Source organism: Cupriavidus sp. GW821-FHT07C08, from assembly GCF_059419025.1.
Genome location: NZ_JBWKQZ010000001.1, coordinates 457,627 through 478,216, shown reverse-complemented (window position 1 = coordinate 478,216; position 20,590 = coordinate 457,627). Strand labels below are relative to the sequence as shown.

Sequence of the window (20,590 nt, the reverse complement as noted above, 5' to 3'; positions counted from 1 at the left end):
CATGAACCCCATCAAAGTTGGCCTGCTCGGCATCGGTACCGTCGGTAGCGGCACGTTCAACGTGCTCAAGCGCAATCAGGAAGAAATTCGTCGCCGCGCCGGCCGCGGCATCGAGATTGCCGTGGTGGCCGATCTCAACACCGAACGCGCGCGCGAACTGACCAACGGGGAAGTGGAGATCGTCAGCGACGCCAACGAGGTGGTCAGCCGCCCGGACATCGATATCGTCATCGAACTGATCGGCGGCTACGGCATCGCGCGCGAGCTGGTGCTCAAGGCGATCGAGAACGGCAAGCACGTGGTCACCGCCAACAAGGCGCTGCTGGCCGTGCACGGCAACGAGATCTTCGAAGCCGCGCGCAAGAAGGGCGTGATCGTCGCCTTCGAAGCCGCGGTGGCCGGCGGCATCCCCATCATCAAGGCGCTGCGCGAGGGCCTGACCGCCAACCGCATCCAGTGGATCGCCGGCATCATCAACGGCACCACCAACTTCATCCTGTCCGAGATGCGCGACAAGGGCCTGGATTTCGACGTGGTCCTGAAGGAAGCGCAGCAGCTGGGCTATGCCGAAGCCGACCCGACCTTCGACATCGAAGGCGTCGACGCCGCGCACAAGGTCACGCTGATGAGCGCGATCGCCTTCGGCATGCCGGTGCAGTTCGACAAGGCCCACGTGGAAGGCATCACCAAGCTGTCAGCCATCGACATCAAGTACGCCGAGGAACTGGGCTACCGCATCAAGCTGCTGGGCATCACCCGCCGCCGCGACGACGGTGTCGAGCTGCGCGTGCATCCGACGCTGGTGCCGGCCTCGCGCCTGATCGCCAATGTGGAAGGCGCGATGAACGCCGTACTGGTGCAGGGTGACGCCGTGGGCGCGACGCTCTACTACGGCAAGGGCGCCGGCGCCGAGCCGACCGCCTCGGCCGTGATCGCCGACCTGGTCGACGTGACCCGCCTGCATACCGCCGATCCGAACCACCGCGTGCCGCACCTGGCGTTCCAGCCGGATGAGCTGTCGAGCGTGCCGGTGCTGCCGATCGAAGAGATCAACAGCTCGTACTACCTGCGCATGCGCGTGGCCGACGAGACCGGCGTGCTGGCCGAGATCACCCGCATCCTGGCCGAAGGCGGCATCTCGATCGACGCCATGCTGCAGAAGGAATCGCGCGAAGGCGAGCCGCAGACCGACATCATCATCCTCACGCACATTACGCGCGAGAAGCACGTCAACGCCGCCATCGCGAAGATCGAGGCGCTGCCGACGGTGCTGTCCGACGTGACGCGCCTGCGCATGGAAGAACTGAACTAAGGGCCGGACCTGCTGATTCACATGAAATACCAGTCGACCCGCGGCCATGAGATGCCGCAATCGTTTTCCGAGATCCTGCTGGGCGGCCTGGCGCCGGACGGCGGGCTGTACCTGCCCACCGAGTACCCGCAAGTCACCGCCGACGAGCTGGAGGCCTGGCGCAAGCTGTCGTATGCCGACCTGGCCTACGAGATCCTGCGCAAGTTCAGCGACGATATTCCCGCCGAGGACCTGCGCGCGCTGACGCGCAAGACCTATACCGCCGAGGTGTACTGCAACGCGCGTGAGGGCGACAACACCGCCGACATCACGCCGCTGCGCACGCTGGGCGAGGAAGGCGGCACCAAGCTGCAACTACTGGGCCTGTCCAACGGCCCGACGCTGGCCTTCAAGGACATGGCGATGCAGCTGCTCGGCAACCTGTTCGAGTACGCGCTGGGCCGCGCCGGGCAGGAGCTGAACATCCTGGGCGCGACCTCGGGCGATACCGGCAGCGCCGCCGAGTACGCGATGCGCGGCAAGCGCGGCATCCGCGTGTTCATGCTGAGCCCGCACCGCAAGATGAGCGCGTTCCAGACTGCGCAGATGTTCAGCCTGCAGGACGCCAACATCTTCAACCTGGCGGTCGAAGGCGTGTTCGACGACTGCCAGGACATCGTCAAGGCGGTCTCCAACGACCTCGACTACAAGGCGCGCCAGAAGATCGGCACGGTCAACTCGATCAACTGGGCGCGCGTGGTGGCCCAGGTGGTGTACTACTTCAAGGGCTGGCTGCTGGCCACCAGCGGTCCGGGCCAGAAGGTCTCGTTCTGCGTGCCGTCCGGCAACTTCGGCAACGTCTGCGCCGGCCATATCGCGCGCATGATGGGCCTGCCGATCGACAAGCTGGTGGTCGCCACCAACGAGAACGACGTGCTCGACGAGTTCTTCCGCACCGGCGCCTACCGCGTGCGCAAGTCGGCCGAGACGTACCACACGTCGAGCCCGAGCATGGACATCTCCAAGGCCTCGAACTTCGAGCGCTTCGTGTTCGACCTGCTGGGCCAGGACGCCGGCAAGCTGGTGGCGCTGTTCCGTGACGTGGAAGAGAAGGGCGGCTTCGACCTGTCGGGCACGCCGGAATTCGACCGTATCCGCCAGTTTGGCTTTGTCTCGGGCCGCAGCACGCATCAGGACCGGCTGGCCACCATCCGCGACCTGTCGTCGCGCTACGGCATCACCATCGATACCCACACCGCCGATGGCGTCAAGGTGGCGCGCGAGCATCTCAGCGCCGGCGTGCCGATGGTGGTGCTGGAAACCGCGCTGCCCGCCAAGTTCGCCGACACCATCCGCGAAGCGCTCGGCCACGAGCCGGAGCGCCCGGCCAGGTTCGAGGGCATCGAGAGCCTGCCGCAGCGCTTTGAAGTGATGCCGGCCGACGCCGCGCAGATCAAGGCCTACATCGCCGGCCACACCGGCCTGTAAGCGCGCGGGCGCGTGTAGCCCGCTGCGGCGCTGCCGCGTGCCGGGCCCGCGCCAACTCGCTACAATCAGGCTGCGGGCCCGATCCTCGGCCCCCGGATTGCCTGCCCCAGCCAAGTGGGTGCCGGCAATGCGCGGGCCGTTTTTCGTGGGCCAACTCTTTCCCACATCGCACCATGACCCAAGCCGCAGCACCTTCCCGCCCCCCGATGCTGACCATGGCCCAGGCGCTCGACGCGCTGCTCGGCGCCGCCCGTCCGCTGGCGCAGGTTGAATCCATCGATACGCTCGACGCCAACGGCCGCGTGCTGGCCGCGCCCGTGACCAGCACGCTGCGCGTGCCGCCGGCCGACAATACCTCGATGGACGGCTACGCCATGCGCGCGGCCGATGTGCCCGCTGCCGGCACGCGGCTGCGCGTATCGCAACGGATTCCCGCCGGCCATGTCGGCACCGCGCTGGAACCCGGCACCGCCGCGCGCATCTTCACCGGTGGGTTGATCCCGCCGGGCGCCGACGCCGTGGTGATGCAGGAGCAATGCACCGCCGAGGGCGAGGACGTGATCGTCAACCACGTACCGCAATCTGGCGAATGGGTACGGCGCGCGGGCGAGGATATCGAAGCCGGCAGCGTGATCCTGCCGGCCGGCACGCGGCTGACGCCGCAGGCGCTGGGGCTGGCCGCATCGGTCGGCCAGGCGAAGCTGGATGTGGTGCGGCGCGTGCGCGTCGCGGTGTTCTTCACCGGCGATGAGCTGGCAATGCCGGGCGAGCCGCTCAAGCCGGGCGCCATCTACAACTCCAACCGCTTCACGCTGCGCGGCCTGCTGGAAAACCTGGGCTGCGAGGTCAGCGACTTCGGTATCGTGCCCGACACGCTGGCCGCCACGCGCGAAACGCTGCGCCGCGCCGCGCAGGGACACGACCTGATCATCACCTCGGGCGGCGTTTCGGTCGGCGAGGAAGACCATATCAAGCCCGCGGTCGAGGCCGAAGGGCGGCTCGACATGTGGCAGATCGCGATCAAGCCGGGCAAGCCGCTGGCGTTCGGGCAGGTCAACAACGATGCCGAGCCGGCGTTCTTCCTGGGTTTGCCGGGCAACCCGGTGTCCAGCTTCGTGACCTTCCTGCTGTTCGTGCGCCCGTTCATCCTGCGCCTGCAGGGCGTGGCCGGCGTGACGCCGCGGCGCCTGCCGCTGCGCGCGGATTTCGAACTGAACAAGGGCGACCGCCGCAATGAGTTCCTGCGCGCGCGCATCAATGCCGAGGGCGGCCTGGACCTGTTCCCCAACCAGAGCTCGGGCGTGCTGACCTCCACCGTCTGGGGCGACGGCCTGATCGACAATCCGCCCAACCAGGCGATCGCGCGCGGCGATACCGTGCAGTTCATTCCGTTTGACGGCCTGCTCGCATAGCCGGCCAGCGTTACCAGGACACAGAAGCTGTGATGACCATCGAACTCAGATTCTTTGCCAGCGTGCGCGAGCAGCTGGGCGTGGCCGAAGAGCGCGCCGAGGTGCCGGCCGACGTGCGCACCGTGGGCGAACTGCGCCACTGGCTGATTCAGCGCGGCGGCGCCTGGGCCGAGACCCTGGCTGAAGGCCGCGCGCTGCGCATGGCTGTCGACCATGCGGTGGCGCGCCCCGATACGGCGATTGCCGACGGCTGCGAAGTCGCCTTTTTCCCACCAGTGACCGGAGGCTGAGATGAGCGTCAGGGTGCAGCGTGAGGATTTCGATCTTGGCGCGGAAGTCGCGGCGCTGCGAGCCGGCAATCCGGCGGTCGGCGCGGTGGCCAGCTTTATCGGCACCGTGCGCGATGTCAGCGACGGCAGCGCGGTCAGCGCGATGGAGCTGGAGCACTATCCGGGCATGACCGAGAAGGCGCTGGCGCAGATCGAGGCGGCTGCGTGCGCGCGCTGGGCGCTGCTGGGCGTGACCATCATCCACCGCGTGGGCCCGATGCAGCCGCTGGACCAGATCGTGATGGTCGCGGTGGCGTCGGCGCATCGCGGCAATGCCTTTGCCGCGTGCGAGTTCATCATGGACTACCTCAAGTCCGAAGCGCCGTTCTGGAAGAAGGAAGACACCCCGGAAGGCGCGCGCTGGGTCGATGCCCGCGTGACTGACGAAGCCGCCCTCCAGCGCTGGGGGATCGCATCGTTCAATGCCAGCGGCGACGATGCTGGCACGCCACCGGAGAAGCAGGGCGGGAGCCAGCCCTGATGGGGCCGCTCGGCTTTGTCGCCGTGGGCGTGGGCGCCGCGGCCGGTGCGTGGCTGCGCTGGGGCTTCGCGGTGCTGTGGAACGCGATCAATCCCGCGCTACCCTATGGCACGCTGGCGGCCAACCTGCTGGGCGGCTACCTGATCGGCCTGGCGGTCGGATTCTTCGATACGCACGCGGGCCTGCCGCCGGAATGGCGCCTGCTGGCCATCACCGGCTTCCTTGGCGGGCTGACCACGTTCTCGACTTTTTCCAGCGAGGTGCTGGCGAACCTGATTGCCGGCGACTACGGCTGGGCGGCGCTGCACCTGCTGCTGCACCTGGGCGGCTCACTGCTACTGACCGCGTTCGGCCTCTGGTCTTACCGCTTGCTGGCCTGACGCGGCCCTGGCGATCAGATCCAGCAGCGCGGCATTGAACGCCTGCGGCCGCTCCATGTGGGGGCTATGACCGGCGCCGGCCACCACGCTGAATCCCGCCTCGGGCCGCAGTGCCAGCGTGGCGGCGCCCACCGCGGGCGCATAGAGCCGGCTGGCCCCCCCGTACAAATGGAACAGCGGCCGCCCGGTGCCGCGCAGTGTCTCCCGGAAATCCTGGCGCGCCATGTCTTCCCATAGCGCGGCAAGCGCCTCCGCATCGCACTGGTCCGCCATGTGCGCGATGCGCTGCATTGCGGCGCCTTCCGGGCGCCTTCCCGCCGACCACATTCCCAGCGCGACCGACGGCGCCAGCCGGGGCCAGTCGGCCCGGATGCGGGCCGCCATCTGCACGGCGTGCGCAATCTCGTAGTGGCCGTGCAGGCCATGCGGCCAGGCCGGATCGGTCACCAGCCTGGGCGTCATGTCGATGCTACCGACCGCCGCCAGCGGAAGACCCGGATGGTCGCGCAGCAGCGCCCATGCCACCATCGCCCCCATCGACCAGCCAGCCACCACCACGTCTGTCAGCCCGAGGTGCGCAACCAGCCCGGCGACGTCGCGCGCCAGCGCCGTGATCGTGGTGCCGTCGCGTTCGCGCGACAGGCCGTGGCCGGCATGGTCGGGCGCGATCACGCGGAATCCCGCCAGTGCGAGCGCCCGCTGGCCGTCGAAGGCCTCGCCGGTGACCGACCAGCCGTGCAGCAGCAGCAGCGACCGTCCCTGGCCGGTTTCGCGCCAGCCTGGCAAGGCGCCACGCGCCGCGTGGCTGGCGAAGGGCGGCGGAGCGGGGCCGGCAGGTGCCGAATCGGGATCGTCCAACGACGGTTCTCTCCTGGCAGGAGGGTAAAGGGCAGCGGCCTGGATGCCACCGGGTGAGGGTGCCTCTCTATTGACATCCATGGGGGGCAATTTATACGATGAAACATGAATCAGCTATCAGGTTTTGCCTGAGTGGCGATTCCCGGTGCAGGCAGGCGCGGAGGAGGCGCCTGCCTACGCCGGCATGACAGGAAGCGGCTGGCATTCCAATGACAAGGCGCGCAGCGCCACCGGAGACAAGATGTCCCAGACCGACACGGGCGCACCGCCCGAAACCGGCGCAATCCGCGAACCCGGCCACGCCGGCGGCATCTGCCCGCCCAAGACCGCGCGCGGGCAGAAGACGCGCGAGGCGCTGCTGCGCGCGGCCGAGAAGGTGTTCGGTGAGAAAGGCTATTACGCTGCGTCGATCTCCGAGATCACGCAGGAAGCCAAGGTCGCGATGGGCACCTTCTACCTGTATTTCAAGGACAAGGAAGACATCTTCCGCGCACTGGTCGCGCACATGCTGGAACTGGTACGCGCGCACCTGCGCAAGCACGTTGCCGCCGCGGCCACCCAGATGGAAGCCGAGCGCCTGGGCCTGAAGGCATTTCTCTCTTTCGTTTCGCGCCACAAGAACCTGTACCGGATCGTGCTGGATTCGTACTCGGTGGACGAGACCATCTACAGCAGCTATTTCCAGGTGTTTGCCGAGCTCTACAGCCGGCGCCTGACGCGCGCCGAAGAGCAGGGCGAGATCGTGCCCGGCGATGCCGAGGTGCGCGCCTGGTGCCTGATCGGCATCAGCAACTTTCTGGGCATGCGCTATGCGCGCTGGAAGCGCCCACCTTCGATGGAGAAGGTTGTCGACACCGCCTTCGACCTGATCTCGCACGGCCTGCAGCCGCGATGAACGCCCACGCAGAACCCCTGGTGCAGTGGGAGCGCGCCGATGGCGTGGCACTGCTGCGCCTGAACCGGCCGCAGCGGCACAACAGCCTGGTGCCCGAGTTGCTGGAAGCGCTGCTGGCCGCGCTGGACGAGATTGAAGCCGACCCCGCGATCCATGCCGTGGTGCTGACGCATGCCGGAAGAAATTTCTCCACCGGCGGCGACGTCGCGGCATTCGCTGCGCAGGGCGATGCGATAGCCAGCTACGCCGGCCGGCTGCTGGCACTGCTGAACCGTTCGATCCTGCGCCTGGCCGCGCTGCGCTGCCCGGTGGTGGTGGCGGTGGAGGGTTGGCTGACGGGCGGCTCGCTGGGCCTGGTGCTGGCGTGCGACATGGCGGTGCTGGCGCGGGATGCGCGCATCGCGCCGTACTACACGGTGGTTGGCTTCAGCCCGGACGGCGGCTGGACCGCGATGTTGCCGCAGCTGGTCGGCACGCCGCGGGCGCGCGCCTGGCAGCTGAACAATACGATCATCGCCGCGCCGGAGGCGGCGGCGCTCGGGCTGGCGACTGCGCTGGCCGCGCCGGGTTCGGCCGAGGCCGATGCCGTGACGCTGGCGCGCGGCGTCATGCGCAAGGTGCCGGGCAGCGTGGCCCGCACGCGCGCGCTGTTGCGCTGGGACGCCGACACCCTGGCGGCCGGCCTTGAGCGAGAGCGCGCGGCCTTTGTCGCACAGATCGCCAGCGCCGAGACCGCCGACGGCATGCGGCGTTTCCTGGCAGGACGCACGCGCGAGTAGTCCGTACAGCATTCCGAAGCAGTTGCAGCAGGTTTCATCCAGACAAACACAAACGAGACCGAACACAGGAGACAGCAATGCAACGCAACCCACTCGCCGTACGTGCCCTGGTACTGGCCGCCGGCCTGCTTGCCGCCGGCACCGCGCTGGCCAAGGACATCCGCATCGCGCACGTCTATGACAAGACCGGCGCGCTCGAAGCCTACGCCAAGCAGACCCAGACCGGCCTGATGATGGGCCTGGAGTACGCCACCAACGGCACCATGACCGTCAACGGCAACAAGCTGGTGGTGATCGAGAAAGACACCCAGGGCAAGCCGGACGTGGCCAAGGCCCAGCTGGCCGCCGCCTACAGCGACGACCGCGCCGATATCGCGGTCGGCCCCACCTCTTCCGGCACCGCGCTGGCGATGCTGCCGGTGGCAGAGGAATACAAGAAGGTGCTGCTGGTCGAGCCCGCGGTGGCTGACTCGATCACCGGCGACAAGTGGAACCGCTATATCTTCCGCACCGGCCGCAATTCGTCGCAGGACGCAATCTCCAACGCAGTGGCGCTGGACAAGCCGGGCGTGCAGATCGCCACGCTGGCGCAGGACTACGCCTTTGGCCGCGACGGCGTCAAGGCCTTCAAGGGCGCGCTGAAGAACGCCAAGATCGTGCATGAGGAGTACCTGCCGACCAGCACCACGGACTTCACCGCCGGCGCGCAGCGGCTGTTTGATTCGCTCAAGGACAAGCCGGGCCGCAAGGTGATCTTCATTATCTGGGCCGGTGCCGGCAACCCGTTCAAGATCGCCGATCTCGATCCCAAGCGCTACGGTATCGAGATTGCCACCGGCGGCAACATCCTGCCGGCGATGGCCAGCTACAAGAACTTCCCGGGCATGGAAGGGGCCACGTACTACTACTTCGGCATCCCCAAGAACAAGGCCAATGAGTGGCTGGTGTCCAACCACTACAGCAAGTTCAAGGCGCCGCCCGATTTCTTCACGGCAGGCGGCATGACCGCGGGCATCGCGCTGGTCGAGGCGCTGAAGAAGACCAGCGGCGAGACCGGCACCGAGAAGCTGATCACGGCGATGGAAGGCATGTCGTTCGATACGCCCAAGGGCAAGATGACCTTCCGCAAGGAAGACCACCAGGCCATGCAGTCGATGTACCACTTCAAGATCAAGGTGGATCCTGCCTTCGCCTGGGGTGTGCCTGAGCTCGTGCGCGAGATCAAGCCCGAAGAGATGGCCGTGCCAGTGCGCAACCACCGCTGATGAACGCGCCAGCCTCTTTCGCCCGGTCCGCGCCGGCGCCGTCGCAGCCGGCCGCCGGGCACGCCGGCGCGACTGGCGCCGGGGCGCAGCCGCTGCTGGAGACGCGCGGCCTGACCATCCGCTTTGGCGGCCACGTGGCCGTCAATGCGGTGTCGTGCGCGTTCCGGCCCGGCGAGCTGACCTGCATCGTCGGCCCCAACGGCGCCGGCAAGACCACGTACTTCAACCTGGTCTCGGGCCAGTTGCCGCCCACGGCCGGGCAGATCCTGTTGGATGGCGAGGACGTGACGCGCCTGCCGGTGTCGCAAAAGACGCGCCGCGGCATTGGCCGCGCCTTCCAGCTGACCAGCCTGTTCCCGCAGCTGTCGGTGCTGGAGAACGTGCGGCTGGCGGTGCAGGCGCGCCAGCAGCGCGGCATCGATCTGTTCTCGATGTGGACCAGCCACCGCGACGTGCAGGCCCAGGCCATGGCGATCCTGGAGCGCGTGGCGCTGGCTGGCAAGCGCCAGTTGACAGTGGCCTCGTTGCCGCACGGCGACCAGCGCAAGCTGGAGGTCGGCATCCTGCTGGCGCTGCAGCCGCGCGTGTTCATGTTCGACGAGCCCACCGCGGGCATGAGCGTGGATGAAGTGCCGGTGATCCTTGACCTGATCCGCGAGATCCGCCAGGACCGCAGCAAGACCGTGCTGCTGGTCGAACACAAGATGGACGTGGTGCGCTCGCTGGCCGACCGCATCATCGTGCTGCACAACGGCACCCTGGTGGCCGACGGCGACCCGGCCGAGGTGATCGCCTCGCCGGTGGTGCAGCAGGCTTACCTGGGCATGCCGGAAAAGGAGGGCAGCCATGGCTGACGCACAAGCAACCGGGCCGATCCTGCGGCTGCAGGGCGTGCAGACCCATATCGGCCCGTACCACATCCTGCACGGCGTGAGCTTCGAGGTGCCGCGCGGCGGCGTGACCATGCTGCTGGGGCGCAACGGTGCCGGCAAGACCACCACGCTGCGCACCATCATGGGCCTGTGGCAGGCCAGCGCCGGCACGGTAACCTTTGACGGCACCGACATCACGCGCCACAGCACGCCCGCGATCGCGCAGGCCGGCATTGCCTACGTGCCGGAAAACATGAGCGTGTTCTCCGACCTGACCGTGGCCGAGAACATGCGCCTGGCGGCGCGTACCGGCGCCATCGACGAGTGCCGGCTGGACTGGGTGTTCCGCATGTTCCCGGCGCTGAAGACCTTCTGGCAGCAGCGTGCCGGCGTGCTGTCGGGCGGACAGAAGCAGATGCTGTCGGTGGCGCGCGCCATCATCGAGCCGCGCCAGCTGCTGATCGTCGACGAGCCCACCAAGGGCCTGGCGCCGGCCATCATCCAGAACATGATCCATGTGTTCCGCGAGCTCAAGCAGACCGAGGTGTCGATCCTGCTGGTGGAGCAGAACTTCCATATGGCGAAGTCGGTGGGGGATACGGTGGCGGTGATGGATGACGGGCGGACGGTGCACACGGGCACGATGGCGGCGCTGGCTGGAGACGACGAACTGCAGCAGAAGCTGCTGGGGCTGTCGCTGGCGGCGCACCAGTAACGCGGGACAACACACATGACCACTTCAACGACATTGCCGGCCGCCGCACCGTCGGACCTGCCCAAGGTACGGCTCGACTGGACCCCGCTGGCGCTGGCGCCGCTGCTGATGCTGCTTGCCTATCCGCTGGTCGGCAGCCCGTCGACCTGGCTGACGCTGACCATTGCCGGCCTGGCGATGGGCATGATCATCTTCGTCGTCTCGTCCGGCCTGACGCTGGTGTTCGGCCTGATGGATGTGCTCAACTTCGGCCACGGCGCCTTCATCGCGCTTGGCGCTTATGTGGCCGCCTCGGTCCTGCTGCCACTGGCAGGCTGGGTCGAGGCCGACAGCCTGGCGTTGAACCTGTCGGTGTTTGCACTGGCGATCGTAGCCGCGATGGTCGCAGCTGGCGCGGTCGGGCTGTTCTTCGAGCGCGTGGTGGTGCGCCCGGTCTACGGCCAGCACCTGAAGCAGATCCTGATCACGATGGGCGGCATGATCGTGGCCGAGCAGCTGATCAAGGCAATCTGGGGCCCCGAGACCATCGCGCTGCAGGTGCCCACCACCTTCCGCGGCGCGGTGCTGCTGGGCGATGCCGCCATCGAGAAATACCGGCTGATCGCGATGGCGCTGGGGCTGGTGATCTTTGTCGCGATGCTGTTGCTGCTCAACCGCACCCGCATCGGCCTGCTGATCCGGGCCGGCGTGGAGAACCGCGAGATGGTCGAAGCGCTTGGCTACCGCGTGCGGCGCCTGTTTATCGGCGTGTTCGTCGCGGGCGCGGCGCTCGCGGGGCTGGGCGGGGTGCTGTGGGGGCTGTACCAGCAGAACATCACCGCGGCGATCGGCGCGCAGGTGAATGTGCTGATCTTTATCGTCATCATCATCGGCGGGCTGGGATCGACTACCGGCTGCTTTGTCGGCGCGTTGCTGGTGGGGCTGATGGCCAACTACACCGGTTTCCTGTTCCCCAAGGTGGCTCTGTTCTCCAACATCCTGCTGATGATGCTGGTGCTGCTGTGGCGCCCGCAGGGGCTGTTTCCGGTGGCGCGGCGCTGAGGGCAACGACCATGATCCGACTTCTCTCCGGCGACCTGCCGCGCAGCCGCGTGCTGACCGTGATCCTGCTGGTGATCCTGGTGGCCCTGGCGTGCGCCCCGTTTGCCTTCCCCGGCGCGCGTGCGCTCAACATGGCGGCCAAGATCTGCATCTTCGTGGTGCTGGTGGCCAGCTATGACCTGCTGCTGGGCTATACCGGCATCGTTTCCTTTGCCCACACCATGTTCTTCGGCATTGGCGGCTATGGCGTGGCCATCGCCATGTCGCGCATGGAGCCAGGCTGGGGGGCGCTGCTGGCCGGCACCGTCGGCGCGCTGGCGGTGTCGGCGCTGCTGGCATTCCTGATTGGTCTGTTCTCGCTGCGGGTGCGGGCCATCTTCTTTGCCATGATCACGCTGGCGGTGGCGACCGCCTTCGCCACGTTGGTATCGCAGCTGTCCGAATGGACCGGCGGCGAGGACGGGCTGACCTTCAAGGTGCCGGAGGTGCTGCGTCCCGGCTTTACGCTGGGCGAGGCCGAATGGCTGGGCGTGCCGCTGAGCGGCAAGCTGCTCAGCTACTACATGGTGTTCGCCGGCGCGGTGGTGCTGTTTCTGGTGCTGCTGCGCATCGTCAACTCGCCCTTTGGCCGGGTGCTGCAGGCGATCCGCGAGAACGACTTCCGCGCCGAGGCGATCGGCTACCGCACCGTGGTGTACCGTACCGTGTCGACGGTGCTGTCGGCGATGTTCGCCACGCTGGCCGGCGTGCTGATGGCGATCTGGCTGCGCTACAACGGGCCGGATACCTCGCTGTCGTTCGAGATCATGGTCGACATCCTGCTGATCGTGGTGATCGGCGGCATGGGCACGCTCTATGGTGCGGTGATCGGCACGGTGCTGTTCCTGGTGGCGCAGACCTACCTCCAGGACGTGATGAAACTGGCCAGCGACGCCACCGCCGCGCTGCCGCTGCTGTCGTCGCTGCTGCATCCGGACCGGTGGCTGCTGTGGCTGGGTTTGCTGTTTATCCTGAGCGTCTATTATTTCCCGCAGGGCGTGGTGGGGCGGCTGCGCGGCACCGGGCCCGTGCAGGATGTGGCAAGCTGAGCGGAGGCTAGCGCATGTACGTCATCGACTGGCTGCACAAGAACGCGCAGCATTTCCCCGACAAGGTCGCGCTGGTGGACGTGGAGAGCGGCCGCCAGGTGACCTATCGCCACTTCGACGAACGCGCCAGCCGCTTCGCGGAATACCTGCGTGACCACCTGCAACTGGCGCCGGGCACGCGCGTGGCGGTGCTGGCGCACAACAGCTCGGACTATTTCGAGATGCTGTATGGCTGCGCCAAGGCCGGCATGGTGATGGTGTGCCTGAACTGGCGCCTGCCTGCGGCGGAGCTGCTGCCGATCCTGCAGGACTGCACGCCCGAGGTGCTGGTGGCCGGCGACGGCTTCCTGGCCGTAGCCGCGGATCTGGCGCGCGCCATGCCGCTGCGCGCGGTGCTGCACCTGGCCGACGACGAGGCCGCCGACGTGCCCGGCGGCTGGACCGAGTACGAGGCGGTGCTCGACGCCGCCTCCGGCCGCATCATCGAGATGCCGTGCCGCGATGAGTCCGAGGCCTGGCACCTGCTCTATACCTCCGGCACCACCGGCAAGCCCAAGGGCGTGATCCAGACCTATGGCATGGTCTACTTCAACGCCGTCAACGCGATGCTGGCCAACAAGATCACGCGCGACGACGTGTTCCTCAACGTGCTGCCGTTCTTCCACACCGGCGGCCTGAACCTGTATGCCAACCCGGTGCTGCACGCGGGCGGCACGGTGCACATCATGCGGCAGTTCGAGCCGCAGGTGGTGCTGGGCAAGCTCGACCGCGCCAGCGGCGAGGGCATCACCATGTTCTTCGCGGTGCCGGCGGTGTACCTGTTCCTGAGCCAGCACCCGCGCTTCGCGCAGGCGGACTTCGCCGGCGTGCGCAATATGTCGGCGGGGGGCTCGCCGGTGCCCAGGCCGCTGCTGGAGGCCTACCTGGCCAAGGGCGTGACCATCTGCTTCGGCTTCGGCATGACCGAGACCGGCCCCACGGTCTTTGTCTGCGACGAAGATACCGCGCGCCGCAAGATCGGCACCATCGGCAAGCCGGTGGGATCGATGCTGACGCGCATCGTCGATGCGCTGGGGGCGGACGTGGGCCCGGGCGAGCGTGGCGAACTGCTGATCAAGGGCCCCGGCGTGACGCCAGGCTATTGGAGCCTGCCCGAGGCCACCGCGGCCGCGATCCGCGACGGCTGGCTGCATTCCGGCGATATCGCCTACCGCGACGAGGACGGCGACTACTACATCGTCGACCGCGCCAAGGACATGTTTATCTCGGGCGGCGAGAACGTCTATCCGGCCGAAGTCGAGAGCGTGCTGTTCCAGCTGCCGGGCGTGGCCGAGGCCGCCGTGATCGGCGCGCCGGATGCGCGCTGGGGAGAGGTCGGCATGGCGCTGGTGGTGCTGCGCCCGGGCGCCACCCTGGAGGCCGATGCCGTGATTGCCCACTGCAAGGCGCAGCTGGCCGGCTACAAGGTGCCGCGCCAGGTGCGCTTTCTCGATGCGCTGCCGCGCACGCCGTCCGGCAAGGTGGAAAAGCACAAGCTGCGCGCAAAGTTTTCTGGCTGAGGTGCTTGGCCGCGCCAGCCGTTACCGTGTTTTCGGTTTCCCGCAGTTCGCAGTCTCCGCAGTCCTCGATCTGAAGACAACTCGACAGCCCCGGCCATCCGGGTGCGCCAGGAGGAGGTTGACATGCATTCCACGCAGATCCCGCCGCAGCTGAAACAGAAACGCCGCCTCAGGCTCACGGTGCTGGCGGCCGCCGCATCGATGCTGGCCGCCGCCTGCGGTTCGGGCGATGACAACAACAACGGCAACGGCAGCAACCCCAATACCAAGCCGGCGAATATCGGCACGGTCACCATCAACAGCTACAACGGCACCACCGACGACCTGCTGACCGCGGGCCTGGGCAAGGACGGCCTGGCCAGCGCCGCCGCGCCGCTGCCGGCCAACCCCACCGCGCCGACCGCGGCGGAGTTGCGGCGCTATGCGATCCATACCAACTATCGTGCCATCGTCGACACCACTGCCAGCGGCGGCTACGGCTCGCTCTACGGCCCCAATGTCGACGCGCAGGGCAATGTCACCGGCTCCGAAGGCAAGGTGGCCGGCGTGGAGTACCTGGCGTTTTCGGACGATGGCTCGGGCCAGCAGAACGTGACCATGCTGGTGCAGATCCCCGCGTCGTTCAACACGTCGAAGCCATGCGTGATCACCGCCACCTCGTCCGGCTCGCGCGGCGTCTATGGCGCCATCGCCACCGGCGAGTGGGGCCTGAAGCGCGGCTGCGCGGTGGCCTATACCGACAAGGGTACCGGCGCCGCGCCGCATGACCTGGATACCGACACCGTGCCGCTGATCGACGGCACCCGCGCCACGCGCGCGGCGGCCGGCAAGAACGCGCAGTTTGCCGCGCCGGCGGGGGCCACCTCGCTGGCGGAATTCACCGCTGCCAACCCGCACCGGCTAGCGTTCAAGCATGCGCATTCGCAGCGCAACCCGGAGAAGGACTGGGGCAAGTTCACGCTGCAGGCGGTGGAATTTGCGATCTGGGCGATCAATGACCGCTTCGGCGCCGTGTCGGCCAACGGCACCCGCCAGCGCACCCTGGGCAAGGACAGGATCGTGGTGATCGCCTCCAGCGTGTCCAATGGCGGCGGTGCCGCGGTGGCGGCGGCCGAGCAGGATGCCGGCGGGTTGATCGACGGCGTGGCGGTGGGCGAGCCCATGCTGAACATGCCGCCCAATACCGGCATCGTGGTGCAGCGCGGCGCGACACCGGTGGCGGCTTCGGGCCGCACGCTGTACGACTACACCACCACGGCCAACCTGCTGCAGCACTGCGCCGCGCGGGCCACCGGGCTGACCCAGGCGCCGTTCTACACCAACCCCGCCACGGCGACGTTCTTTGCCAACCGCTGCCAGACGCTGGCGGAAAAGGGCCTGGTGAGCGGCACGAACACGGACGAACAGAGCGCCAGCGCGCTGCAGGCGCTGCGTGCCGCCGGCTGGGAAGCGGAATCGGACGATCTGCACCCGTCGCTGGCCGCGTTTGACGTCGCCGCCGCGATCTCGGTCAACTACGCCAACGCGTATGCGCAGGCCAGCGTCACCGACCGGCTGTGCGGCTACAGCTTTGCCAGCACGCTGACCGACCTGAAGCCCGCGGCAATCGCGCCCGCGGCGCTGGCGTCGATGTTCGCCACTGGCAACGGCGTGCCGCCGCAGCCGCCGGTCCAGTTGATCAATGACCTCGATCCGCAGCATGGCCCGTACCTGAACCTGGCGTCGGTTTCACCGTTGACGCTGCGGGCAGACCTGAATTACGACGGCGCCAACTGCCTGCGCAGCCTGCTGGCCGGCTCCGACGCCGCGGCGCGCGCATTGCAGGCCGGCCAGGCACTGACGCTGCGCAACGGCAACCTGCGCGGCAAGCCGGCGGTGATCGTGCACGGGCGCAGCGACGGGCTGCTGCCGGTCAACCATACCTCGCGCCCGTATCTCGGGCTGAACCGGCAGCAGGAGGGGGTGACCAGCAAGCTGTCATACGTGGAGGTCGAGAACGCCCAGCACTTCGATGCCTTCATCGGCCTGGTGCCGGGCTACAGCAACCGCTATGTGCCGCTGCACGTCTACCTGAACCGGGCCCTAGATGCGGTCTACGACAACCTCACCGCGGGCAAGGCGCTGCCGCCGTCGCAGGTGCTGCGCACCACGCCGCGCGGCGGCACCCTCAACACGCCGGCGCCGACGCTGCTGCCGTCCAACGTGCCGCCGTTCGCCGCATCGCCTGCTGCCGGCAACGCGATTACCGTCAACGCTAATACCGTACAGGTGCCTGACTGATGAACGATGCCCTGCCGCGCCTGCTGTCGCAGCGCGACTTTGACCGCTTCGCCGCCTTGTCGCACGACGACAACCCGATCCACTGCGATCCGTCCTTTGCCCGTGGCACGCATTTCGGCGCCACCGTGGCGCACGGCATGTTCCTGTTTTCGCTGCTGTGCGCCCACACTTGGCGGCAGCTGCCCGGGCCGGCGTTGCCGGTCGGGCAGACGCTGATGTTCCCGACGCCGGCCTTCGTTGGCGATCTGGTGCAGATCGCGCTGGCGCCGCAGCACGCGCCAGCCGGACTGGCGCGCTACGGCACCACCGTTGGCAGCGCGGGCGGGCCGGGCGAGGCGCCGCGCGTCACGGCCGTGGGCGAATCGCTCTGGCTGCCGGATGCCGGGCCGGATGCACTGGCCCGGCTGCCCGGCGAGGCGGCGCAGGCGCCAGAGACGGGCGACGCCATCCTGTACGGCCTGCGCCCCGGTCAGGAAGCCAGTGCGACGCGCGCCTTCGCCCAGGCAGACCTGGACGAATACATCACCCTGACCGGCGACGCCAACCCGTATCACGCTGATCCGGCCTTTGCCCGCGCGCGCGGGTTTGGCGGGCCGGTGGTGCCGTTGCCGCTGCTGGCCGGCATGTTCTCGGACCTGCTCGGCACGCAACTGCCCGGACGGGGCACGGGGTGGATGAAGCAGTCGCTGCACCTCGCTTCAGCCGCGCGGCTGGATGAGCCGCTGACGGCATGCGTGCGCATCGTGCGGCTGCGCGCCGGCAAGGACCTGGTCAACCTGGTCAGCGTGGTCACCGGCGCGGACGGGCGCGTGGTGGTGCAGGGTGAATCACTGGTGCTGGTGCGCAACCTGGCGGACAAGGGAGCCTGCCACGCGGCCTAGCTGCGTATCGCTTGCGGCACTTGCGAGCGTGGGAGCGGCGGTTGTCGACATAGCAGCGGATCGGGGTCATTGCTTGCCGGCGCGGCCTTGAAATGTCGCGACAAAGCCTTATCTTTCGGAAAGACATCCAGTGTCCGGCAGGGCATACGGGCGCTCCGGCAACGAAGACCGGCGCCGAGGCCCCCGCATCAGGACACGACCTTATCTGAGAGAGGGAATCCTTATGCGTCTTGACAAGCTGACCACCCGGTTCCAGGAAGCGCTGGCTGATGCGCAAAGCCTGGCACTGGGCAACGACAACCAATACATCGAACCGCAGCACCTGCTGCGCGCGCTGCTGGCGCAGGACGACGGCGCCGCCAAGGCGCTGCTGGCGCGCGCCGGCGTCAACGTGCAGGGCCTGCAGACCGCGCTGGACGCCGCCATCAAGCGCCTGCCGCAAGTGCAGGGCACCAGCGAGGTCCAGATCGGCCGCGACCTGGTGAACCTGCTCAACGCCACCGAGAAGGAAGCCATCAAGCGCGGCGACCAGTTCATCGCCAGCGAGCTGTTCCTGCTGGCCGTCGCCGACGACAAGGGCGACGCCGGCCGCATCGCGCGTGAAAACGGCCTGAACCGCAAGTCGCTCGAGTCGGCCATCCAGGCCGTGCGCGGCGGCGATTCGGTCAACAGCGCAGAGGCCGAGGGCCAGCGCGAGGCACTGAAGAAGTACACCATCGACCTGACCGAGCGCGCCCGCATCGGCAAGCTCGACCCCGTGATCGGCCGTGATGACGAGATCCGCCGCGCGATCCAGATCCTGCAGCGCCGCACCAAGAACAACCCGGTGCTGATCGGCGAGCCGGGCGTGGGCAAGACCGCGATCGTCGAAGGCCTGGCGCAGCGCATCGTCAACGGCGAAGTGCCCGAGAGCCTGAAGAACAAGCGCGTGCTGGTGCTGGACATGGCCGGCCTGCTGGCCGGCGCCAAGTACCGCGGCGAGTTCGAGGAACGCCTGAAGGCGGTGCTCAATGACGTTGCCAAGGACGAGGGCCAGACCATCGTCTTCATCGACGAGATCCACACCATGGTCGGCGCCGGCAAGGCCGAGGGCGCGATCGACGCGGGCAACATGCTCAAGCCGGCGCTCGCGCGCGGCGAGCTGCACTGCATCGGCGCGACCACGCTGGACGAGTACCGCAAGTACATCGAGAAGGACGCCGCGCTGGAGCGCCGCTTCCAGAAGGTGCTGGTGGATGAGCCGAGCGTTGAGGCCACCATTGCCATCCTGCGCGGGCTGCAGGAAAAGTATGAGCTGCACCACGGCGTGGAGATCACCGACCCGGCCATCGTCGCCGCGGCGGAGCTGTCGCATCGCTATATCACCGACCGCTTCCTGCCCGACAAGGCGATCGACCTGATCGACGAGGCGGCTGCGCGCATCAAGATGGAAATCGATTCCAAGCCGGAGTCGATGGACAAGCTCGAGCGCCGCACCATCCAGCTGAAGATCGAGCGCGAGGCGGTCAAGAAAGAGACCGATGAGGCGTCGATGAAGCGCCTGGAGCTGATCGAGCAGGAAATCGCGCGCCTGGAGAAGGAGTACGCCGACCTGGACGAGATCTGGAAGGCCGAGAAGGGCGCTGCGCAGGGCACGGCCGCGCTCAAGGAAGAGATCGAGAAGGTCAAGCTGGAGATCGCCAAGCTGCAGCGCGAAGGCAAGCTGGACAAGGTGGCCGAGCTGCAATACGGCAAGCTGCCGGGCCTGGAAGGCAAGCTCAAGGCCGCGACCGACGCCGAGGCCAGCGAGCAGAAGCAGCCCAACAAGCTGCTGCGCACGCAGGTGGGCGCCGAGGAAATCGCCGAAGTGGTGAGCCGCGCCACCGGCATCCCGGTATCGAAGATGATGCAGGGCGAGCGCGAGAAGCTGCTGAAGATGGAAGACCGGCTGCATGGGCGCGTGGTCGGCCAGGACGAAGCCGTGCGGCTGGTGTCCGACGCCATCCGCCGTTCGCGTGCCGGGCTTGCGGACGAGAACAGGCCCTATGGCTCGTTCCTGTTCCTGGGCCCGACCGGCGTCGGCAAGACCGAGCTGTGCAAGGCCCTGGCCGAGTTCATGTTCGATTCGGAAGAGCACCTGATCCGCATCGACATGAGCGAGTTCATGGAGAAGCACAGCGTCAGCCGCCTGATCGGCGCGCCGCCGGGATACGTGGGCTACGAGGAAGGCGGCTACCTGACCGAGGCCGTGCGCCGCAAGCCGTACAGCGTGGTGCTGCTCGATGAAGTCGAGAAGGCCCACCCGGACGTCTTCAACGTGCTGCTGCAGGTGCTGGACGACGGCCGCCTGACCGATGGCCAGGGCCGCACCGTGGACTTCAAGAACACGGTGATCGTGATGACGTCCAACCTCGGGTCGCAGATCATCCAGTCGATGACCGGCGAGCCGCAGGAAGCGATCAAGGGCGCGGTCTGGCAGGAAGTGCGCACGCATTTCCGGCCGGAGTTCCTGAACCGGATCGATGAAGTCGTGGTGTTCCACGCGCTGGACCAGAAGCATATCGAGTCGATCGCGCGCATCCAGCTGCATCGCCTGCAGGCCCGCCTGGCCCGCATGGACATGACGCTGGAGGTGAGTGAAACGGCGCTGGAGAAGATCGCCAGCGCGGGCTACGACCCGGTGTTTGGCGCGCGCCCGCTCAAGCGTGCGATCCAGCAGCAGATCGAGAACCCGGTGGCGCGGGCGATCCTGGAGGGCAAGTTCGCCGCCAAGGATGTGGTGCCGGTGGATTATGTCGACGGGGAGTTCACGTTCGGGCGGAAGCTGGACTAAGGCTACCCATGGCTCGATAGACTGCCGGAGCACACAAGCGGTCGATCATAGGCAGGCCCCTGCGATACAGCGCAGGGGCTTTTTTTCGCCTTGTCATCGCGCATTGCGTGTAAGGCGGGTCCCGCCCCGTGCAATTTTTTCACGCCACGCTGCCACGGGTCGTC

At 67.6% G+C, this 20,590-nt stretch carries 18 protein-coding genes; 17 read left to right on the top strand and 1 reads right to left on the bottom strand.

The genetic code is table 11. The features are described from left to right. Window position 1: 1 nt before the first annotated feature. The 6 genes from AC07UK_RS02340 (at window position 2) to crcB (ending at window position 5,381) form a co-directional block, all read left to right on the top strand. Window positions 2–1,312: a homoserine dehydrogenase gene (locus AC07UK_RS02340; RefSeq protein ID WP_436222039.1), complete on the top strand. Its 1,311-nt coding sequence runs from the start codon at window positions 2–4 to the stop codon at window positions 1,310–1,312. 21 nt (window positions 1,313–1,333) lie between these two features. After that, window positions 1,334–2,779, top strand: coding sequence for a threonine synthase (thrC, locus tag AC07UK_RS02335; RefSeq protein WP_494685306.1), 1,446 nt, complete (start codon window positions 1,334–1,336; stop codon window positions 2,777–2,779). Window positions 2,780–2,952: 173 nt separating this feature from the next. Beyond that, complete coding sequence (locus tag AC07UK_RS02330; RefSeq protein ID WP_436222037.1) at window positions 2,953–4,191, top strand: molybdopterin molybdotransferase MoeA; 1,239 nt, start codon at window positions 2,953–2,955, stop codon at window positions 4,189–4,191. 32 nt (window positions 4,192–4,223) lie between these two features. Beyond that, the gene (gene moaD / locus AC07UK_RS02325; RefSeq protein ID WP_436222036.1) at window positions 4,224–4,481 is read left to right on the top strand and encodes a molybdopterin converting factor subunit 1; all 258 of its coding nucleotides are present in this window, start codon (window positions 4,224–4,226) and stop codon (window positions 4,479–4,481) included. 1 nt (window position 4,482) lies between these two features. Then, window positions 4,483–5,001, top strand: a complete 519-nt coding sequence (locus tag AC07UK_RS02320) for a molybdenum cofactor biosynthesis protein MoaE (protein WP_436222035.1) — start codon at window positions 4,483–4,485, stop codon at window positions 4,999–5,001. Next, window positions 5,001–5,381 (top strand): fluoride efflux transporter CrcB, encoded by a 381-nt coding sequence (gene crcB / locus AC07UK_RS02315; protein WP_436222034.1) that lies wholly within the window; start codon window positions 5,001–5,003, stop codon window positions 5,379–5,381. Before AC07UK_RS02320 ends, crcB begins: the two co-directional genes overlap by 1 nt. Here crcB and AC07UK_RS02310 read toward each other — a convergent pair. After that, the gene (locus AC07UK_RS02310; RefSeq protein ID WP_436222033.1) at window positions 5,337–6,239 is read right to left on the bottom strand and encodes an alpha/beta fold hydrolase; all 903 of its coding nucleotides are present in this window, start codon (window positions 6,237–6,239) and stop codon (window positions 5,337–5,339) included. The two genes, crcB and AC07UK_RS02310, sit on opposite strands and share 45 nt — an antisense overlap. A 241-nt stretch (window positions 6,240–6,480) precedes the next feature. Here AC07UK_RS02310 and AC07UK_RS02305 point away from each other — a divergent pair, with 241 nt between their 5' ends. The 11 genes from AC07UK_RS02305 to clpB all read left to right on the top strand — a co-directional run bounded on the left by AC07UK_RS02305 (window position 6,481) and on the right by clpB (window position 20,426). Beyond that, complete coding sequence (locus AC07UK_RS02305; protein ID WP_114134230.1) at window positions 6,481–7,134, top strand: TetR/AcrR family transcriptional regulator; 654 nt, start codon at window positions 6,481–6,483, stop codon at window positions 7,132–7,134. Continuing rightward, on the top strand, window positions 7,131–7,913 hold the full coding sequence (locus tag AC07UK_RS02300) for an enoyl-CoA hydratase/isomerase family protein (protein ID WP_494685307.1): 783 nt from the start codon (window positions 7,131–7,133) through the stop codon (window positions 7,911–7,913). Before AC07UK_RS02305 ends, AC07UK_RS02300 begins: the two co-directional genes overlap by 4 nt. Before the next feature lie 77 nt (window positions 7,914–7,990). Continuing rightward, complete coding sequence (locus AC07UK_RS02295) at window positions 7,991–9,178, top strand: substrate-binding domain-containing protein (RefSeq protein ID WP_436222031.1); 1,188 nt, start codon at window positions 7,991–7,993, stop codon at window positions 9,176–9,178. Window positions 9,179–9,270: 92 nt separating this feature from the next. Continuing rightward, window positions 9,271–10,032, top strand: a complete 762-nt coding sequence (locus tag AC07UK_RS02290) for an ABC transporter ATP-binding protein (RefSeq protein WP_494685476.1) — start codon at window positions 9,271–9,273, stop codon at window positions 10,030–10,032. After that, the gene (locus AC07UK_RS02285; RefSeq protein WP_494685308.1) at window positions 10,025–10,765 is read left to right on the top strand and encodes an ABC transporter ATP-binding protein; all 741 of its coding nucleotides are present in this window, start codon (window positions 10,025–10,027) and stop codon (window positions 10,763–10,765) included. The genes AC07UK_RS02290 and AC07UK_RS02285 overlap by 8 nt, the downstream gene beginning before the upstream one ends. A gap of 15 nt (window positions 10,766–10,780) precedes the next feature. Continuing rightward, window positions 10,781–11,806: a branched-chain amino acid ABC transporter permease gene (locus AC07UK_RS02280; RefSeq protein ID WP_436222029.1), complete on the top strand. Its 1,026-nt coding sequence runs from the start codon at window positions 10,781–10,783 to the stop codon at window positions 11,804–11,806. An 11-nt stretch (window positions 11,807–11,817) separates the two neighbouring features. Further along, window positions 11,818–12,894 (top strand): branched-chain amino acid ABC transporter permease, encoded by a 1,077-nt coding sequence (locus AC07UK_RS02275; protein ID WP_494685309.1) that lies wholly within the window; start codon window positions 11,818–11,820, stop codon window positions 12,892–12,894. 14 nt (window positions 12,895–12,908) lie between these two features. Beyond that, window positions 12,909–14,453 carry an acyl-CoA synthetase gene (locus tag AC07UK_RS02270; RefSeq protein ID WP_494685310.1) on the top strand — a complete coding sequence of 515 codons (1,545 nt, stop codon included), beginning with the start codon at window positions 12,909–12,911 and terminating at the stop codon, window positions 14,451–14,453. Between the two features lie 123 nt (window positions 14,454–14,576). Further along, window positions 14,577–16,733 (top strand): D-(-)-3-hydroxybutyrate oligomer hydrolase, encoded by a 2,157-nt coding sequence (gene phaZ2, locus AC07UK_RS02265; protein ID WP_494685311.1) that lies wholly within the window; start codon window positions 14,577–14,579, stop codon window positions 16,731–16,733. Continuing rightward, window positions 16,733–17,614 carry a MaoC/PaaZ C-terminal domain-containing protein gene (locus tag AC07UK_RS02260; protein WP_494685312.1) on the top strand — a complete coding sequence of 294 codons (882 nt, stop codon included), beginning with the start codon at window positions 16,733–16,735 and terminating at the stop codon, window positions 17,612–17,614. The genes phaZ2 and AC07UK_RS02260 overlap by 1 nt, the downstream gene beginning before the upstream one ends. Window positions 17,615–17,837: 223 nt before the next feature. Further along, on the top strand, window positions 17,838–20,426 hold the full coding sequence (gene clpB / locus AC07UK_RS02255; RefSeq protein WP_436222024.1) for an ATP-dependent chaperone ClpB: 2,589 nt from the start codon (window positions 17,838–17,840) through the stop codon (window positions 20,424–20,426). Window positions 20,427–20,590: the final 164 nt, after the last annotated feature.